This is a genomic window from Desulfoferula mesophila, assembly GCF_037076455.1.
In the GTDB taxonomy this organism is placed as follows: domain Bacteria; phylum Desulfobacterota; class Desulfarculia; order Desulfarculales; family Desulfarculaceae; genus Desulfoferula; species Desulfoferula mesophila.
The window spans coordinates 3,630,724-3,648,911 of sequence record NZ_AP028679.1; the positions used below are offsets into that span (position 1 = coordinate 3,630,724).

Here is an 18,188-nt window from a genome sequence, read left to right on the forward strand (position 1 = left end):
TAGCCCGCTCAGCCCAGATTGGCCAACTCCTGGTAGCGCCGCCAGCGCCGGTCCCGCGGCTCCCGGCGCCCGGCCAGGGCCGTCACCCGGCCCCGCAGCCAGGCCCCCAGCGGCGCGAAGCCCTGGGTGGTGAGCAGCCAGTCCGGCGGCTCGTCCCGGCCCCAGGGGGCTTCGAAGTCGGCCAGACCGGCCAGGGCGGTCCCGGCCAAGAGCTGGGACGCGCCGTCGCGGCTGGCCGGGGTCAGGGGGCGGTCCAACTCGCGACCCTGGGCGTGGGCGGCCAGAGAGGCCTCGGGATGCCCGCCCGGCGCGGGGCGCAGGGCCACCAGGTGGGCCCCTGGGGCGGCCCGCAGCACGGCGGCGGCCAGGTCGCGTGGCTCGGGCTCCCCGGCAAAGGAGCCCACCCCCCGGAGCACCAGACCGGGATGGCGGGTCATGGCCCCGGCCAACACCTGGGTCAGGGAGGGAAAGCCGGGGTGGATGGTCTGGTCTATCAGCAGCAGCAAGGGCGCGGGTTCCAGGCGGGCCATCAGGGCCACCAGATGCACCAGGTATAAATGGTCCCCGCCCTTGGCCGTGGAAGCTGCGAATTTGTCGGCCCAGGGCAACACCAGCGGGGCGCGGCCTTGGGCGGCCAGGCCATAGAAGAGCCGCAGCGCCCCCCGGCCCCGAGACTCCAGGGCGCGGCAGCGCTCCAGGGCGGCCCGGGCCTCTCGCAGGGCCTGGGCCCAGGGCGGGCCTTCCAGGGAAAGCCCCAGGCTGTCCTGGGCCAGGTTCGCCAGGTCGCGCGGCTTGAGCCAGGGGGCGGCCTGGTCAAACAGGTTCTGCCAGCGGCCCAGGCCCCGCCCGGCCAGGCGGCAGGCCGCCCGCGCCCGCCACAAAGAGCGGAGCAGCCCCCCGGCCCCCAGGCGGTGGGCCCGCAGCCAGGCCAAACGGCTCACCTCTGTGGCCGGGGGCGGAGGCAAAGTCCCCTCTGTCAGCTCCCCGCCCCGCTCCTGTTGCCAGGGGCCGGGCGCGGCCCAGATAGGCGGGCCGCCCAGGGAGGCGTTGCCCAAAAGGAGCACCACCCGGCCCAGCTCCTCTGAGACTCTTTGGGCCACGGCAAAGGCCTCGCCCCCCTCTTGGGCGGTGAGGCGGGCCATGGCCTCCAGGGCGCTCAGGGCCTTGGACCCGGCGGGCCAGGCCAGGACCTCGGCCTCGGCGGCGCCGGGATTCGCCCCCAGGGCCGCCTGGATCACCCCCAGGGCCAAGGGACCCTGCTCGGCCAGGGAGGCCCAGCGCTCCTGCCGGGCCAAGCCCAGGGCCCGCCTGAGCAGTGTGCGCCCCAGCGCATGGCGGGCCAGCCAGGTTTGGGGGCCGTGTCCACCGGGCAGGCGGGCGTCCGGGGGCAGCAGGCCCACCACCTGACGGGCCCAGGCGTGCCTGCGGGCCAGGCCCAACAGCCTGCGCAGGGGCGTGCCGCCCCGGGCGTAATACAGGTCGGCCAGGCCCTCCAGGAGCCAGGGCTCGGGCAGGCGGGCGGCCAGGCCGGTCAGGGCCTCCAGCTCCGCCAGCAGGCGGCGGCGCAGGGCCAGCTCGTCGGCGGCCTCGGGCGCGAAGAGCCACAGCCCGGCCCCTTCCCGCGCCCGGGGCGAAAGCGAGGGCAGCAGCCCCAGCACCCGGCCCAAGGCAGCCGGATCGGCCATGCACCACAGGGCCAGACGGCGGCGAGCCCGGCGAGGCCCCGCCTCCTCGCCCCCGCCGGCCGTCTCCAGCAACCCGGCCAGGTCGGCCCGGTCGCGAGGCGCGGTTATGGTTTCGCCACCAGCCACTATCGCTGGAAAAGCCCCACCGGGGCGAAGGCGTCCACGTCGATGAGCCCCCGGTCGCTGATCTTGAGATGGGGGATCACCGGCAGGGCCAAAAAGGACAAGGGCATGAAGGGCTCGGGGTGAGCGCAGACCCGGCCCACGGCGGAACTCAGCCCTTGCAGCCCGGCCAGCACCGTGTCCAGGGGTTGGTCGCTCATGAGCCCGGCCAGGGGCAGGGGCAGCTCGGCCAGCACCTGGTCGCCCCGGGTAACCACCCAGCCGCCGCCCAGCTCGACCAGCCGCCGGGCCGCGCAGAGCATGGAGGCGTCGTCCATGCCCGCCACCATGAGGTTGTGGCTGTCGTGGGCCACGGTGGAGGCCAAGGCTCCCTCTCTTAACCCCAGGCCCTTGACCAGGCCCAGGCCGATGCGCCCGTTGGCCCGGTGGCGCTCCACCACCGCCAGGCGGGCCAGGTCGCGGGCCGGGTCGGCGGTCAGAAAGCCGTCCCGCTGGGGGGTGTCCTCCACCAGGCTCTCGGTGACGAGCTGGTCCGGCAGCAGGCCGATGACCCTCGCCCGGCGGCCCTCCACCGCAACCCGGAAGCTCCCCGGCCCCAGGGGGGCCACCCGCACACTGCCGCGAGCCACCTCGGGGAATGGGGTGGCGCAGGGATGCAGGCAGCGGCCCTCCTGGGCCACCAGCTCCCCGGCGTGGTACACCGCTCGCACCCGGAAATCCTTGAGGTCCGTGAGGACCACCAGGTCGGCCCGCCAGCCGGGGGCCACCGCCCCCCGCCGGGGCAGGCCGAAGCGCCGGGCCGGGTTGAGGGTGACCAGGCGCAGGGCGGTGATGGGGTCCAGACCATGGCCCACGGCCAGGCGCAACAGGTGGTCCAGATGGCCCCGCCGGGCCAGATCGTCGGCCTGCAGATCGTCGCCGACCAGCAGGCAGCGCCGCTCGGTCGCAGGGTTTACCAGGGGGAGCAGCTCGGCCAGGTTCTTGGCGCTGGTGCCCTGGCGGATCATCAACCACATGCCCCGGGCCAGCTTTTCCGTCCCCTCTTGGCGCTCCAGGGCCTCGTGGTCGCTGTCGGGTCCGGCGGTGAGGTAGGCGTTGAGCTCCCTGCCGGAGAGCAGGGGGGCGTGGCCGTCGATGGGGCGGCCCCAAAAGGCCTTGAGCTTGGCCAGCACCCCGGGGTCGCCGCCCAGCGCACCGGGGAAGTTCATCATCTCGGCCAGGCCCAAAATGCGCTCGTGGCGGGCCAGCTCCTCCAAGTCGCCGGCATCCAGCACCGCGCCGGAATCTTCCAAAGGGGTGGCGGGCACGCAGGAAGGGGCCATGAAGAAAAAGTCCAGGGGCAGATCGCGCCCGGCCTCCAGCATGGCCCGCACCCCGGCCAGGCCCAGCACGTTGGCGATCTCGTGGGGGTCGCCCACCAGCGCGCCGGTGCCATGGGGCACCATGGCCTTGGCCAGCTCGGCCGGGGCCAGCAGGCTGGACTCCACGTGGATGTGGCCCTCCACAAAGGCCGGGGCCAGGTAGGCCCCCCGTAGCTCCACCCGCTGCCGCCCCTGGTAGGCCCCCAGGCCCACCACCCGGCCGTGATGCACCGCCACGTCCAGCTCTTCCAGCGCGCCGCTGAACAGGTTGACCACCTGGCCGCCGCTGAACACCAGATCGGCCGGGATATCCCCGCGGGCCGCCGCCAGGCGCTCCTTTTGCAGCTCAGTCCAATCCACGCCTACTCCTCGTCTTGCCTTTCCCGAATGTATCCTTGCTCCCGCAACTTGGCAATAAGCATGGACATTTTGGGCTCGATCGCCATGCCGCCGTCCACCCGGGTCCAGTGGGCCGCCGAGCGGGCCGAGGCTTCCTGCCAGTTGGCTTTTTGCACCGCCACCAGCTCCAGGCGGCCGTCGCTGGGCGAGCCCCCCTTGACCTCGCGGCGCAGCAGGCGCTCGCGCACCACCTTCGGCGCGGCGTACACCTGGACCAGCAGCGGCACGGCCCCCTGCTCCTGGGCCAGGTCCAAAAAACGCTCCCGCCACGCATCGTGGGTAAAGGAGGCGTCCACGATGACGCTGGCCCCCATCTCCAGGCGCGAGCCCGCCCGGCGCAACAGGGTCTCGTAGGTGTCCGTGGTGGCCGCCGGGCCGTAGAGCCCTTGGCCCCAAGCGTCGCGGCTGGCCTGGCCGGGGCTCAGGCCCGCCCGCTGCTTGCGCACCACGTCGGAGCTGAGGCGGGGCCAGCCGGTGGCCTGGGCCAGGCGCTTGGCCAAATAGCTCTTGCCCGTGCCCATCAGGCCCATGAAACACACCAGGAAATAAGGCGGCTCGCCCCCGGCGTAGCCCGCCGCCTGACGGAAATAGGCCCGGGCCCGGCCCAGGTCGCGGAAGCGCTCGGCAAACTCCAGGCCGGGGTCCTCGTGCATGAAGCCGTAGACCTTGGCCCGCACCACCGCCCGGTAGCACATGTAAAAACCGAGCACCCTGAAGAGGTCGCGGTCCCCGCTGGCGGTGATGTATTCGCTCACCAGCGCCTCGCGCAGGTCGCGGCGTCTGTGGTGATCCAGGTCCATGGCCAAGAAGGCCAGGTCGCAGGCCGCGTCCAGCCAGCGGAAACGCTCATTGAACTCGATGCAGTCGAAGACGATGGGCTCCCCGCCCAGGGGCAGGTTGATGTTGCCCGAGTGCAGATCGCCGTGGCCGTCCTTGACCCTCCCCTGCTCCACCCGCTGTTTGAACAAATCGCGCTGTTCACGCAAAAAGCCCAGGCTGAACTCGCGCACCGCCCGCCAGCGGGCCGGGGACACGCAGATACCCTGATAATCGCGGGTCTGGCGAAAGTTCTCCTCCACGTTGAGGCGCACCTGGGAGGGCCGCCCGGCAAAGGACACCTGGGGCCCGCCCGGCTCCTCCGCGTAGAAACGGGCCAAGAGGCGGCCCAGCTGCGCCACCTGCTCCGGGCCCACCTCGCCCCGCTCCAGCAGGCGGTCCATCATGCGTTCCTGGTCCATCTGGGTCATCTGGACCACGTAGTCCAGCACCTCCCCGCCGGGGTCGTCCCAGGGGGCCAGGGCTGCCCGGCCGCCGTGCAGGACCACGGCCAGCACCTGGCGGTAAACGGCCGGGGCCAGGCGGCGGTTGAGTCTTAGTTCCTCCAGGCAATAGCGCCGGCGCTGCTCCAGGGTGCGAAAATCCAAAAAACCCAGGTCCACCGGCTTCTTGAGCTTGTAGGCCATGGGTCCGGTGAGAAAGACGTGGCTTATGTGGGTCTGCAGGTGCTCTACGGCCCGCACCGGATGAGGGTATGTCTCCGGCAGACTCAGGGCCGTCAGCACCCGAGCATCACTTTGGGCTCGTTCCATGCCTCTCAAGACTCCCGTGGCCACCTGGCGGACGCCCCCAAGGCGGGGGTCGTTTCAATTGCCGCACCGGCTTGTTGCCGGGGCACTGATAGCATATCATCAATATTTATGGGCAAGTTCCTCTTCATAACCTTGGCGCTGCTGTTGGTGCTGTGCCTGACCCCGGCTTATGGGGCGGATGATGAATTTTACTCCATGGACGGCTTCGACCAACCCGCCGCCGCTCCCAAAGGCCCCGTGCCCTGGTACATAAGCGGGGTCAGCTACCAGGGCTTCAAGGTGGTCACCGTCGCCGAGGCCGAGGAGGTGGTGGAGAGCAAGCCCGCGCCGGCCCTGGCCCTGCGTCAAGGCGAGCCCTACAGCTCCTTCAAGGTGGAGGGAGACCTGCGGCGCCTGCGGGTGTTGTTTCAGGAAAAAGGCTATTTCAACGCCGAGGTGAGCGCAAGCGAGCAGCGCGACCAGGCCAACCACACCCTCAAGCTGGTTTTCACCGCCAAACAGGGGCCACCCACCCTGGTGGAAAAAACCACCCTGCTCTGGAGCGACGAACAGGACCGCCGGCTGTGGGAAGACGACGTCAACACCTTGCTGATCCTGCAGCCGGGGCAACGTTTTTCGCTTAGGGACTACGAGCAGACCAAACGCGACATCGCCACCTTTTTCGCCAACCAGGCCAGGCCCCGCAACCAGGTCTTGGGGCAGGTGCGGGTTTACTCCGAGCGCCAACGGGCCGAAATCGTGTTCAAGGTCAAGCCCGGCCCGCGCTATCTGTTCGGCGACAGCCAGGTAAAGGGCAACAAAAGCCTGGGGCGCAAATTCATTCTGGAAGAGGCCACCTACACCCGGGGCCAGCCCTTTTCCCCCAGCGCCCTGGAGGAGACCCAGCGGGCTCTGCTGAACACCGGGTTTTTCACCTCGGTAACCCTGCTGCCCCAGTATAAGGAGGCCAAGGACAACCAGGTGCCCATCCTGGTGGAGGTGCGCGAACGCGACCCCTACAGCATCCATTTGGGCGTGGGCTGGGGCACCGAGGATCATTTCCGGGTGCGCATCCAAGAGGTCAACCGCAACGTGTTGGGCCTGGATGAGACCATCACCATAGAAGGCAAGCTCAGTTCCATCTACACCGGCCTGGTGGGCACCCTGAAAAAGCCCTACCTGTTCAACCGCCTGTCCACCCTGTTGCTCCGGGGCGGCATCGAGCAACCCGACACCGAAGCCTACATCAACAACCGCCTGTTCATTTCCCCGCTCCTGGAATACGCGGTGGACAACCAATGGACCTGGTACCTGGGTTACAACTGCGAACAGGACCATCTGCGCGAGCTCAAGACCAAGGTGCCCGACCCCGGCTATGAGTTGCAGTACTTTTTCATCTCCTCCATTCCCGTGGGCCTGATCTATGACGGCCGCAACTCCATCCTGGACTTCACCAAGGGCACCTATTTCAGCCTGGACGTGGAAAACGCCCTGCAGGCCTTGGGATCGGAAGTGTCGTTCATCCGAGCCCTGGGCGATTTGCGCCACGTTTGGCCTATGCCCTGGGAAAACTGGTATCTGGCCGCGCGGGCCCAGGTGGGGATGGCGTACGATCTGCCGGGAAGCAGCCCGGTGCCCATAATCCGCAAATTCTTCCCCGGCGGCCCCAACTCGGTGCGCGGCTATCCCTACCAGCTCTTGGGCCCCCTGGACAGCAGCGGCAAGCCCCTGGGCGGCCTGTCCATGGCCGTGGGCAGCCTCGAGGCGCGCTTTCCCATCTACAAGGCCCTGGGCGGCGTGGTCTTCGCCGACGCCGGCAACGCCTGGGAGGATTTGGAAAACACCTTTACCAGCATCCGCTACACCACAGGCTTCGGCCTGCGTTACAACACCCCGGTGGGCCCCATTCGCCTGGACATCGGTTATCAGCTCAACCCGCCCTCCGGCGAGCCCTTTGACCGCTACGCGATCTACCTCAGCGTGGGGCAGGCGTTCTAATGGCCGGAAGCAAGTCATCCTACCTGGTCAAGGGCCTGCTGGCCCTGGGCCTGATCCTGGCGGTGCTGTTGACCGCCGCCTGGGCGGTGGGGCGCAGCGAGGCCTTCCGCACCTGGCTGGTGGGCCAGATCCAGACCCAGGTGGCCCAGGCCACCGGCGGGCAATTGCACATGGGCCCCCTGGAGGGCAACCTGCTTTTCGGGGCCCAGGCCAACAACCTCAGCTTCACCCACCAAGGGCGGCAGATCCTGGGGGTGGAGCGCCTGGAGCTGTCCTACAATCTTTTGTCGATCCTGGGCGGGCGTCTGAGGATATCCTCCATCACCCTGGTGCGGCCCCGCTTGAGCCTACCCCTGCCCCAGTTGCCGGAGCAGCAAGGCGGCGCGGGCCTGGCCCTGAGCATCAAGGAGTTGAATGTCTCCCAGGGTAGTCTGGAGCCCGGGGGCGAGCTGGGAGCCCTGCAAGGGGTCAGCCAAATCGATTTGAGCGGCCGCCTGGTCCTGGACGCCAGGGGGCTGAAGGCCAGGATCAGGCTGTACAGGAGCCTGCTTTCGGTGCAAGACCTGGCCGAGCCCGTGCTGGTCAGCCTGGAGGGCACCTTGGCGTCCGGGCGCCTGAAGCTGGCCCGCCTGATGGCCGCCAGCGGCCCCAATCAGGTGGAAGCGAGCGGTGAAATGGAGCTGAAGGCTCCCTACCGCCTGCGCGCCACCCTCAAGGCCCCCCGCGTCGTCACCACGGAACTGCCCCTGCCGTGGCCCCTGCCCGCCCCGCCCAGCGGTCCCTTGGCCCTGGAGGCCACCGCCGCGGGTTCTCTGCGGCGCCTGAACCTCCAGGCGTTGATCAGCCAAGGGCCCCAGGCCTTGGAAATGAACGGCTGGCTGGAGCCGCAAGGCGGGGCCCTGAGCTTGCGCGGCAACTTCAAGCAGGTGGCCCTGGCCGACTGGGGCCTGCCCCAGGCCCCGCTACGGCTCAACGGCGGCTGGAGCCTGCGGAGCCCGGCCTGGCCCGACGGGGAGGCTCCCCTGGAGCTGACCCTGGACCTGGACCGGGCCGCCTGGCAAAAGCTTGCCGCCGGCCCGCTGAAAGCCCAGGCCAAGTGGCAAGGCGAGCACATCGTGGTGAGCGAGCTCAACCTGGCCTCCTCCTGGGGCGCGATACAAGCCCGGGGACGGCTGGGGCTGCCCCGGGGCGACGGACCGGTCACTTTGGATGCCCAAGCCGACTTCAAGGATCTGGCCCTGCCACCGGAATCGGGCCTGGCCCTGCCCGCCGGCTTGGCCCAGGCCAGGCTGGGCGGCCGGATCAAGGCCCAAGGTCCGGTTGACAACCTGGGCCTGGAGGTCGATCTGGGCGCTTCCCGCGTCGCGCCGGGCCTGGATATCGACTCCTTGCAGGCCCGGGCAAGGCTCCAGGGCGGCACCGCGCGCCTGGAGGAAGCGCATCTTAAATCCGCGCTGGCCACCCTGGACGCCAAGGGCCAGGCTGACCCGGAGCGGGTCGACCTGCGCTACAAGCTGGCCGTGCCGGACATGGCCCAGTTGATCACCCGCCTGGTGGAGGCCAAGCTGGCCCCGCCGCTGGCCGTGGCCGGGGCCCTGGAGGCCAAGGGCAGGCTCAAAGGGCCCTGGAGCAATCCGGACCTCAGGGTGGAAATGAGCCTGGAGCGCTTGTTCACCCGCCACGCCCAGGCCCAGCAGGTTCACCTGGAGGCCAACCTGAAAAACCTGGGGCCCGCCCCCAGGGGTTGGGCCCAGATGACCGCCTCCGGCTGGAGTTCCGGGGAAATCCTGTTGGAGCGGGCCGCGGTGCGGGCCGAGTTCATGGAGGGCAAGGAAGTGGTGCTGGTGCAGGGCGAAGGGCCCGATACCGGAATCAACTTCAAGCTGACCAGCCCCAGCCTGCTCAAACTGCCCCTGCGGGCCACCATCAGCGAACTTTGGTTCAAGCGGGGAAACCTGGGCCGCTGGGAGCAGGAAGGCCGGGCCGGTCTGCTTCTGGGCGGCGAAGAGATCAAGGTGGACGGCCTAAAGATCCGCCAGGGCGAGGAGCGGATCAAGCTTGACGGCCAGTTCATGCTGGCCGGCAAGATAAACGCCGCCCTGGAGCTGTCGGGCATCCGGATGAACCACGTGGTGGGGCCAAACTCCGGCCTGCCGGAAAAGTCGCGTCTGGAAGGCAAGACCACCCTGAGCGGGACCCTGGAGCAGCCGGTGATCGATATCGCGGGCAAGGTGCGCCACCTGGAGCTCAAGAACATGGAGCCCATGACCGCCGAGTTTTCGGCGCGCTACCTGGGCGAGGACATCACCGTGGAGGGCCGGGTGAACTACGGAACCCGCCAGGTGATGGAGATGAGCGGCGGCGCCGGCCTGAAGGTCAGCCTGCGGCCCCCGGTATGGGAGCCCACCGGCAAGGGCATCCGGCTCAAGGCCACGGGCCAGGACTTGCCCCTGGGGCTGGCCGCCTCCATGGTGCCGGGAATCCGGGACCTCAAGGGGCAAGCCCGGCTTGAGATGACGGTGGGCGGCACCTTCAGGCAGCCCACCCTGGCCGGTTGGCTGACCCTCAAGGACGGTTCCCTGGTGGTGGCCGCCACCGGCCAGCAGGTCACCAAGATCGACCTGGATCTGGAGCTGCGGGGCAACCGGCTGAGCATCAAGAGAGCCCACGCCCAGAGCGACGGCGAGGTGGACATCAAGGGCAGCCTGAGCATGCCCTTCAAGGACGCGGGCGCCCTGGAGCTGGAGCTGACCAGCGAGAACCTGTTGGTGGTGGCCGGCGACTACGCCCAAATGGACATCACCTCCAACATCCGCCTGGAGGGGGATTTCGAGCACCCGGTGATCCAGGGGCGTATCGGCGTCTCCGACATCGGGGTGCGGGTGGGCCTGTCGTCGCCGGCGGGCATCGAAGACGTGGTGATCCTCAAGAATGGCGAAAAGCCGCCCCCCCTGGAGGCCAGGGACAAACGCTTCAAGCTGCCTCCGGCCCTGGACCCGCTCCGCGCCCACCTGGAGGTTACCCTGGGCCGGCGGGCCCACATAACCCTGGACGAAGGATGGCTGGACGCCACCGGAGGCATGCTGGTGACCAAGGAGCCGGGCCAGCCCCCCATCTTCGGCGGTTTGATAACCATCACCAGGGGGTTGATCCTTTTGTCCGGGCGGCGCTTCGAGGTGCTGGGGGGTAATTTGAATTTCGCGAACAAGAACCAGCCCGACCCCGACCTCTACGCGGAGGCCCGGCTGCAAATGGGCGAGACCACCGTGTTCGTCGAGGTGTCGGGCACGGCCAACAATCCGGTGTTGAGCTTCAACTCCCTGCCGCCCATGAGCCAGGCCGATATTCTGAGCACCATCATCTTCGGCAGGCCCTCCTCCGAGCTGAACAAGGGCCAGAGCAAGGACCTGTCGGCCAACGCCCTGGCCCTGTTGGGCCAGGCGGGGCAAAAGGAGATGGCCAGGCTGTTCGGCTCGGACATGAGCCCCGACGTGGTCACGGTGCACAACACGCCGTCGGCCGGGCCCTCCCTGGAGGCGGGCAAGTACCTCAACGACAGCCTGTACTTGCGCTACCGCCAAAACCTGGGTCCGGACGGCGGGCAAAACGTGGGCCTGGAATACCGCTTTACCGGTTATTTCTCCATCGAAAGCACCCTGGGCAACACCCGCGACGACGGCGTGGACCTGGTGTTCACCAAGGACTTCAACTTTTCCGAGGACGACAAAAAGGACGCCAAGCCCGGGCCAGGCAAGCCCGCCCCCGGGGCGGAGCCCCAGCGCGAAACCACCCCGGCCGAACCTGTTCCGGCCCAGGCCCCGTCCCCGGCTCCGGCTCCGGCTCCCTAAAGGCTATGGCAGAAACTTGCTCATGGTGGGCGAGACCTCCAACAGCGAACTGACCCGCTCCACCCCGTCCACCGTGGCGGCCAGCTCCCGGGCCTGGTCCACGCCGGCCCGGTCGGCCGCGTAGCCCTTGAGCACCACCGCCCCCCCTTGGCTGTTCACCTCCAGGGCGTGCAGGTCCAGCTCGGCCACCAGCAGCCGGCGCACCCGGGAGGCCAGCACCGTGTCGGCCAGCAGGCGCCGGCTTTCGGAGCTGAGCTGGAACTCGGCGTGGGCCGCCAGATCCAGCATGGTGGTGGCCGCTTGGTCCAGGCTCAGGCGCCCCATGTTGAGCACCAGGTCGTAGTTCAAGGGGCTAGACCAGTCGGCCCCGAAGACGTGAGCGATGTAGGCGCGGCGCTGCTGGTCCACCACCGTGGCCAGCTGGCGGGCCCGGTCCAGGCCCAGGCCTTCCTGCCGGGCCAGGCGCTGGGCCCGTATCTCCAGCGGGCTGACGGTGCGCACCCTCAGCACGCCGGGCACATCCCGGAGCAGCAGGTTGGCCCCCCGTCCCACCAGCACCGCCTTGCCCCGCTGGGCGTATTGCAGCGCCACCGACTCCAGAAATGCGGCGAACACCTGGCGGTGGCGCTGGTTCAGGTCGAGCAACGCCGGCCCCTGCTCGGCCAAGAGCTGATGCTCGTCGCGGGAGATGTCCACCAGCCCGGCCACCGCCTCCATCAGGGTGCGGCGGTCCACGCACTCCATCCCTCCCCGCCGGCAGACGTACTCGGCCAGCTCGTCGCGAAGGGAACCCATCTCGCCTGATAAGGTGATAATGCTCATGGCAGACCTCCCAAGCCGTGGTGCCGGTTAGCCCCCCTGTCTACAGGGTAGCAAAAACACCGGCGCCGGGGACAGAGGCCGGGCGGGAACCTGGAGGGGATCTTTGGCGCGGACCGCGGCCGGGCGACGGGCGCGGCCTTGGAGCGGACTAGGGGCTAAAAGGAGCGCTTGCCGCGCTGCAGGGCGGCCTGGCGGGCCTGTTGCTGCACCTTTTCAAGTTCCCGGCTGGGGGTTATCGTCAGGGGGCGGGGGTCCAGCAGGCGCAAACAAGGCTCGGGCAGGGTGGCCTTCTGCTCCTGGAAGCGCCGTTGGGCGTCTTGCCAGGTGGGTAGCGGCCCGGTGGGCTGTCCCCCGGCCATGACCCGCTGGAGCAGTGGCTCGCCCGCGAGCTTTTCCTCGCGCAGGCCCAGCACGTCCCGGGCGATGCGGCCATCGCCGTCCAGGGTGCGCCAAAGCTGCTTGGGGCAGGCCCAGGTTTCCTTGCCGGTGCTGAGCTTCAAGGTGGGACGGCCGTCGTAGGTCACCAGCTTGTAGGCCAGGTCCAGGTAGGGAGCGTCGGCCGAGGAGCCCATCTTGGTGCCCACCCCGAACACGTCCACCATGGCCCCCTGGCTCATCAGCTCGGCCATGCGGAACTCGTCCAGGCTGCCCGAAACCACCACCCTGGTCTCTTCCAGGCCGGCGGCGTCGAGCATCTGACGCGCCTGGCGGCTCATGCCCACCAGATCGCCGGAATCCAGACGCACCCCCACCAGGCGCTTGCCTTTTTGGCGCAGCTCGCCGGCGATTTGCACCGCCTGGTGCAGGCCCTCCACGCTGTCGTAAGTGTCCACCAACAGCACGGTGCCGTCGGGGAAGGTGTCGGCGAAGGCCCGGAAGGAGGCCGACTCGTCGCCAAAGGCCTCCACGTAGGCATGGGCCATGGTGCCCACGGGGACCGTGCCCAAAATCCGGCTGGCCTCCACGTTGCTGGTGCCGGTGAAGCCGGCGATGGCCGAGGATCGGGCCGCGGCCCAGCCGGCCTCGCGGCCCTGGGTGCGGCGCAGGCTGAAGTCCACACAGACGCGGCCGTCGGCGGCCTGGGCGCAACGGGCCGCCTTGCTGGCCAGGGTGGAGTGCAGGTTGATGAGCTGGATCAGGCGGGTCTCCACCAGTTGGGCCTCGATGAGCGGGGCGGTGACCTCCATGAGCGGCTCGCCCGCGAAGCACACCGTGCCTTCGGGCAGGGCCCACACCTCGCCGCTGAACCTGAGCCCGGCCAGCATCTCCAAAAAGCTCGGGTCAAAGCGGTTCAGGGAGGCCAGGTATTGCACCTCCTCGCTGGTAAAGCGGAACCGGCGCAAATACTCCAGGGCGTCGGCCAGGCCCGCGGCCAGGATGTAGCCCCGCTGGGCGGGCAGATCGTGGGGGAACAGGCTGAAAGTAGCCTCTGCGTTCATGCCCTTTCGGTGATAAACCGCGGACATGGTGATCTGGTAGAAGTCGGTATGCAGGGCTGCGTAGGATTCGCTCATGTCTGCCGCTTTCTTGGGGAATTCACGCACCGTCGGGTATGGCCCAAAACTAGACCCAAACCGGGGATGTGTCAATGCCGGGCCCCTCACCGGCGTCGGTTGACACCCGGCATGGGGAAATGTAAAAAACGTAACAAGCAAAAACAGGTTGAGCAAAAGGCCCCGCCGGGCCGTCGGGACGGCTGATTTGGTTAGCAAGAATCTCAAAATCCTGGTGATAGACGACGACTTCACCATGCGCGAGGCCTGCCAGGAAACCCTCCGGCGGGTGGGGCACGAGGTGGAGCTGGCCGAGGGCGGCCGCCAGGGGCTGGCCTTGCTCAGCCGCTGGGCCTACGACGTGGTGTTGTTGGACCTGCGCATGCCCGACATGGACGGCCTCACCGTGTTGCGCCACATCCGCGAACAGGACCCCGAGGCGGTGGTGATCATCATCAGCGGCCACGGCTCCATCGCCACGGCGGTGCAGGCCATGAAGCTGGGGGCCTTTGACTACGTGGCCAAGCCCTTCACCCCCGAAGAGCTGCGCCAGGCGGTGGACAAGGCCGGAGAAAAACGCCGCCTGGAGCTGGAAAACGCCTACCTCAAGGCCGAGCTGGAACGGCGCACCGCCATGACCCGGCTCATCCACGGCAGCCGGGCCATGGCCCAGGTCATGGAGACCGCCCTCAAGGTGGCCCCCACCGACACCACGGTGATGCTCACCGGAGAGTCGGGCACCGGCAAGGGCCTGTTGGCCCGCCTGCTGCACGAGCACTCCAGCCGCGCGGACAACCCCTTCGTGCCGGTGGACTGCTCCACCCTGGTGCCCACCCTGTTCGAGTCGGAGCTTTTCGGCCACGTCAAAGGCTCTTTCACCGGGGCCCAGGACGACAAGATCGGCAAGTTCGAGTTGGCCGGCGGGGGGACCTTGTTCTTCGACGAGGTGGGTAACATCAGCCTGGAGATTCAGGCCAAGCTCCTAAAGGCGGTGGAGGAGCGCTCCATCTGCAAGGTGGGCAGCAATCGGGTGATCCGGGTGGACACCCGGCTCATCGCCGCCACCAACCAGGACCTGACCCAGGCGGTGGCCGACGGCGCTTTTCGCAAGGACCTTTTCTACCGGCTGAACGTGGTGCAGATCCATTTGCCGGCCTTGCGGGAACGGCCCGAGGACGTGCCCATCCTGGCCGAGCATTTTTTGGAGCGCTTCCGTTACCTGGCCCCCACCCGGGTGCGGGGCTTCACCCCCCGGGCCCTGGAGGCCCTGAGCAAATACCCTTGGCCGGGCAACGTGCGCGAGCTGGGCAACGCGGTGCAGCGCCTGGTGGTGCTGGCCAGCAAGCCTTTGATCGACCGCTCCGACCTGGAAGCGGCGGGCACCTGCAAGGTGGAGCGCAACCAAGAAAGCTCCCTGAGCCTGGCCGAGGTGGAGCGCCGCCACATCATGGAGACCCTCAAGCGCCTGGGCGGCCGCCGCAGCGAAACCGCCGAGGCGCTGGGCATCGACCGCAAGACCCTGCGCAACAAGATCCGCAAGTACAACCTGGACGACGAGTTGGCCTTGCCGGCCGGCTAGGCCGGGCCTATTCGCTGGATCAAGGGCGCCCCTGCATCAGGGCCCGCCGAAGCTTCACGGCCCACCCGACAAAGGCGTCCTCCACCTGGCCCCAGTTGGTCCACACCTGGTTGCCCTGGCCCTGGCGGCCCTGGTCGCTCATGAGCAGTTCCGCCATCACCCGGCCACCCAGGCTGTCGCTGAGCTTGGCCTCCAGCGCGGCCCCGCCCACCTCCAGAGGCACCCGCAGCGCGTCCGGCGCCGCCGAGCGGGCCGAGGGCGCAAAGGGCCGGACGCGCACCAGAGCCACCTTCAGGCACATCACTCCCGGCGCGGGGCGGGCGACCAGGGGGAAGTTGCCCTGCAGGGATTTGCCGATCAGCCCGCGCAACTTGGCCCCCAACCGTTCGGCCTCTTTCGGGTCGAGTCGCTCGCCGGCCCGGGGGTCCGGGGCCACCGTCACCTGGTCGATGAACAGGCCGTGGTAATCCTGCCAGTTGATGCCCTTGCCGACCCACCAGTAAAGCCCGTCAACCTCGGGATCGGGGGCCAGGGCCTGGTAGTCGCTCAGAAAGCCCGACGCGGTCGGACGAGGGGCCGTGGCGCAACCCGTCCAGGCCAACAGGCCCAGGATCAGGAGTACGGCGAGGCCCGTCCCTCCCCGCATACGACGCGGATTGCTTGCTCTCATACTCACCCCGCCTTTCAGGTTTGGCCATGGTGCCACCGCCTTCCGCCCGGGTCAAGCGTCGGCGGCCCCTTTTTGCGCGCCGGGCCTTTTCCCCCGGCCCCGGCTGGGGTAAGGTCATATTCTATGAACGAGCAATTCACCCAGCGCCAACTAGCGGTGGCCCAGGCCCTGTGCCAAGCCCTGGAAAACCACCGGCCCGGCCGTGAAAGTCTGGAGCAGGTGCGCCCCGCCGCGGTGCTCATGCCGCTTTGGGACGACGGCAAGCGGGTCCAGGTGGTGTTCACCAAACGCACCGAAACCCTGCCCTCCCACGCGGGTCAGATATCCTTCCCCGGCGGCATGGTGGACCCCGAGGACCCGGACCACAAGACCACCGCCCTGCGCGAGACCCACGAGGAGGTGGGGGTGCCGCCCCGGGAGGTGGAGCTGATCTCCCGCCTGGACCAGGTGGTGACGGTGACCGGTTTCCTGGTCACCCCCTATCTGGGGCTGATGGACCCGGCGGCCCGTTTCAAGCCCAACCCGGTGGAGGTGGAGCGGGTGGTGCTGGTGCCCCTGGCCCGCTTGCTGGAGAAGAAAAACTACCAGACCGTTGACATGACCTGGGAGGGCATGCCCCTCAGGCAAATCGCCTTGTACCAGGGCCAAGACATGATCTGGGGAGCCACCATGCGCATCCTGCTCAACTTCCTCGAAGCGGTGGGACCCGCCGCCGGACAAATAGCTGCGTTGGCCGGATAAAAAGGGCTGGACAGAAGCGGGGCCCTGCGGTAGACAAGTAAACCCATGTCGGGACGTGGCTCAGACTGGTAGAGCACTGCGTTCGGGACGCAGGGGTCGCTGGTTCAAATCCAGTCGTCCCGACCATCCAAGACCGCGCGAGTCAGGGGCTCCTTAACCGGAGCCCCTGACTTTATTTTCGCTTTCCATCCCCCCCAGGACATGGCAGACCCGCCCCGGGGCCCTCCACTTTTCGAGCGGTTTTTAGAGCTTCATGCCCCAGCGGCAAAAAGGCTTTGAATAACCGCGCCGCCTGGACGCGTCTTCCCTGTTCAGCAACCATTTGATCTTGCTATTTAACGGCAATATTACCGTATTTTAAGCTGCTATACGATTATTTGCATGCTATGCATTTGTATTGCTATTTAGTTTAAACGACTGTTATTTATTTCATTTATATTTTGCTAGACGGACTACGGCCCGTTACGGTTGGTCGGCAACAAGGCAGGGGTGAGCCCGCGAGCCTCCAGCCGGAAAGGTGGCGCTTGGGGTCAGGAGAAAGCGAATGACCGAGCGCGCTGCTTTTAATTCTTTAAGGAGAAAAAGGCATATGAAAAGGCTAGTAATCATTGCCGTCGCGGTCATGATGGCTATGTCGGTGGCGATTCCCGCCTTGGCGGCGGAAGCACCGACTTACACCTTCGAGATGGCCGCCCGCATGCTGACCGACATTGGTTGGGATCAGCAGAGTGCCGAGCAGACCCGCAACAAGGAAACCTCCGTCGGCAGCTGGTTTGTCAACATGCCCGGCCACAGCTACCTGCAAGCCCGCTTCTACAGCGTGGACAAGAACGTGGGTGGCCGTGTCGAGTTGGGCCTCGCCTCTTATAACGGCTCCGCCACCACCAGCCTGCGTTACGCGTACGGCTACTGGCGCGTGGGCAACTGCCGCATTCTGGCCGGCCAGACCGACAACTGGTTCGGCTCCCTGGCTTACCACATTCAACAGTACGTGGGTCTCAACGAGAGCGCCCACCTGTTGATGTTCGGCTGGGGCTTCCTGTGGCCCGGTCGTGTGCCCCAGGTGCAGTTCACCTACAACACCGAGCAGTGGGGCGTGCAGTTCGCCCTGGAGCAGCCCACCAGCACCTCCGACACCTTCTGGGAGGGCACTGTCATTCCGGCCGCCACCACGGACTTCTACTATCAGGTGCCCCGCATGAGCTTGACCTTCATGTTCAAGTTCGGCGGCTTCATGACTCACCCCGGCGTCATGTGGAGCCAACACCAGTATGAGCAGGGCGACAACCTGGGCTTCGGCGAGAACTGGGACACCTGGGCCTTCGTGCTCCCCATCAAGTACACCGCCGGCGCCTTCACCCTGAAGTTCCAGGGCCACTACGGCCAGAACTTCTTCGGTGAGATTCCCTTCTACACCAAGGACACCACCGCTCCCACGGTCAACGCCAGCGGCGAGGTCGAGGACACCATCATCTACGGCGGCGTGATCGCCGGCGAGTACACCATCGGCAAGATCATGATCACCGGTGGTTTCGGCTACGAGAACTTCCAGAACGACCAGTGGTCCGTCAACGGCGACGACACCATCAGCCGTTGGGGCGCCTTCATCGCGGTGCCCTACCAGTTCACCAAGAACTTTGGTGTGCACCCCGAGTTCAGCTACTATGACTACGACAACAACTCCAATGGCACCGACGCCGGCAACGAGTGGTTGCTGGGTGTCCAGTTCCGCTTCGTCTTCTAAGACGATCCTGAACTCTTAAAAAATCACCCCAAAGCGGCCGGGGCCTCGCGCCCCGGCCGCTTTTTTGCCCCACTGCCCGAATCCCTGCCCAACAGCCCGCCTGCCAACGCCCGTCAACCGGCAAGGCTCAATCCGGTTTATTTTAGCTATGTAAACA

General features: G+C 67.5%; 11 protein-coding genes and 1 tRNA gene. 6 read left to right on the forward strand and 6 right to left on the reverse strand.

Translation table 11 applies throughout. The features are described 5' to 3' along the window. Positions 1 to 8 precede the first annotated feature (8 nt). The 3 genes from AACH32_RS16635 to AACH32_RS16645 are packed head-to-tail and all read right to left on the reverse strand — an operon-like array spanning position 9 to position 5,157. On the reverse strand, positions 9 to 1,811 hold the full coding sequence (locus tag AACH32_RS16635; RefSeq protein WP_338601940.1) for a hypothetical protein: 1,803 nt from the start codon (positions 1,809 to 1,811) through the stop codon (positions 9 to 11). Beyond that, complete coding sequence (gene ade / locus AACH32_RS16640; protein ID WP_338601943.1) at positions 1,811 to 3,529, reverse strand: adenine deaminase; 1,719 nt, start codon at positions 3,527 to 3,529, stop codon at positions 1,811 to 1,813. Before ade ends, AACH32_RS16635 begins: the two co-directional genes overlap by 1 nt. A 2-nt stretch (positions 3,530 to 3,531) precedes the next feature. Continuing rightward, positions 3,532 to 5,157, reverse strand: a complete 1,626-nt coding sequence (locus AACH32_RS16645; protein WP_338601946.1) for an AAA family ATPase — start codon at positions 5,155 to 5,157, stop codon at positions 3,532 to 3,534. A 108-nt stretch (positions 5,158 to 5,265) separates the two neighbouring features. Here AACH32_RS16645 and AACH32_RS16650 point away from each other — a divergent pair, with 108 nt between their 5' ends. Next, positions 5,266 to 7,134 carry an autotransporter assembly complex protein TamA gene (locus tag AACH32_RS16650; RefSeq protein WP_338601949.1) on the forward strand — a complete coding sequence of 623 codons (1,869 nt, stop codon included), beginning with the start codon at positions 5,266 to 5,268 and terminating at the stop codon, positions 7,132 to 7,134. After that, positions 7,134 to 10,982 (forward strand): translocation/assembly module TamB domain-containing protein, encoded by a 3,849-nt coding sequence (locus tag AACH32_RS16655; protein ID WP_338601952.1) that lies wholly within the window; start codon positions 7,134 to 7,136, stop codon positions 10,980 to 10,982. The genes AACH32_RS16650 and AACH32_RS16655 overlap by 1 nt, the downstream gene beginning before the upstream one ends. Positions 10,983 to 10,985: 3 nt before the next feature. Here the strand turns inward: AACH32_RS16655 and AACH32_RS16660 are convergent, their stop codons facing one another. Together AACH32_RS16660 and AACH32_RS16665 are read right to left on the reverse strand one after the other, a co-directional pair. Continuing rightward, complete coding sequence (locus AACH32_RS16660) at positions 10,986 to 11,804, reverse strand: cytidylate kinase family protein (protein WP_338601954.1); 819 nt, start codon at positions 11,802 to 11,804, stop codon at positions 10,986 to 10,988. 155 nt (positions 11,805 to 11,959) lie between these two features. Next, positions 11,960 to 13,318 (reverse strand): nicotinate phosphoribosyltransferase, encoded by a 1,359-nt coding sequence (locus AACH32_RS16665; protein WP_338601957.1) that lies wholly within the window; start codon positions 13,316 to 13,318, stop codon positions 11,960 to 11,962. 187 nt (positions 13,319 to 13,505) lie between these two features. On the opposite strand from AACH32_RS16665, the gene AACH32_RS16670 reads away from it, so the two are divergent. Continuing rightward, complete coding sequence (locus AACH32_RS16670; protein WP_338601959.1) at positions 13,506 to 14,876, forward strand: sigma-54-dependent transcriptional regulator; 1,371 nt, start codon at positions 13,506 to 13,508, stop codon at positions 14,874 to 14,876. A 19-nt stretch (positions 14,877 to 14,895) separates the two neighbouring features. Here the strand turns inward: AACH32_RS16670 and AACH32_RS16675 are convergent, their stop codons facing one another. Beyond that, entirely contained in the window at positions 14,896 to 15,546 is a 651-nt protein-coding gene (locus AACH32_RS16675) for a DUF3313 domain-containing protein (protein WP_338601961.1), read from the reverse strand. Between the two features lie 123 nt (positions 15,547 to 15,669). Here AACH32_RS16675 and AACH32_RS16680 point away from each other — a divergent pair, with 123 nt between their 5' ends. The 3 genes from AACH32_RS16680 to AACH32_RS16690 all read left to right on the forward strand — a co-directional run bounded on the left by AACH32_RS16680 (position 15,670) and on the right by AACH32_RS16690 (position 18,031). Further along, complete coding sequence (locus tag AACH32_RS16680; protein ID WP_338601964.1) at positions 15,670 to 16,287, forward strand: NUDIX hydrolase; 618 nt, start codon at positions 15,670 to 15,672, stop codon at positions 16,285 to 16,287. Between the two features lie 49 nt (positions 16,288 to 16,336). Beyond that, positions 16,337 to 16,413, forward strand: a tRNA-Pro gene (locus AACH32_RS16685). Between the two features lie 463 nt (positions 16,414 to 16,876). Next, positions 16,877 to 18,031, forward strand: a complete 1,155-nt coding sequence (locus AACH32_RS16690; protein ID WP_338601966.1) for a hypothetical protein — start codon at positions 16,877 to 16,879, stop codon at positions 18,029 to 18,031. The last annotated feature ends 157 nt before the right edge of the window (positions 18,032 to 18,188 follow it).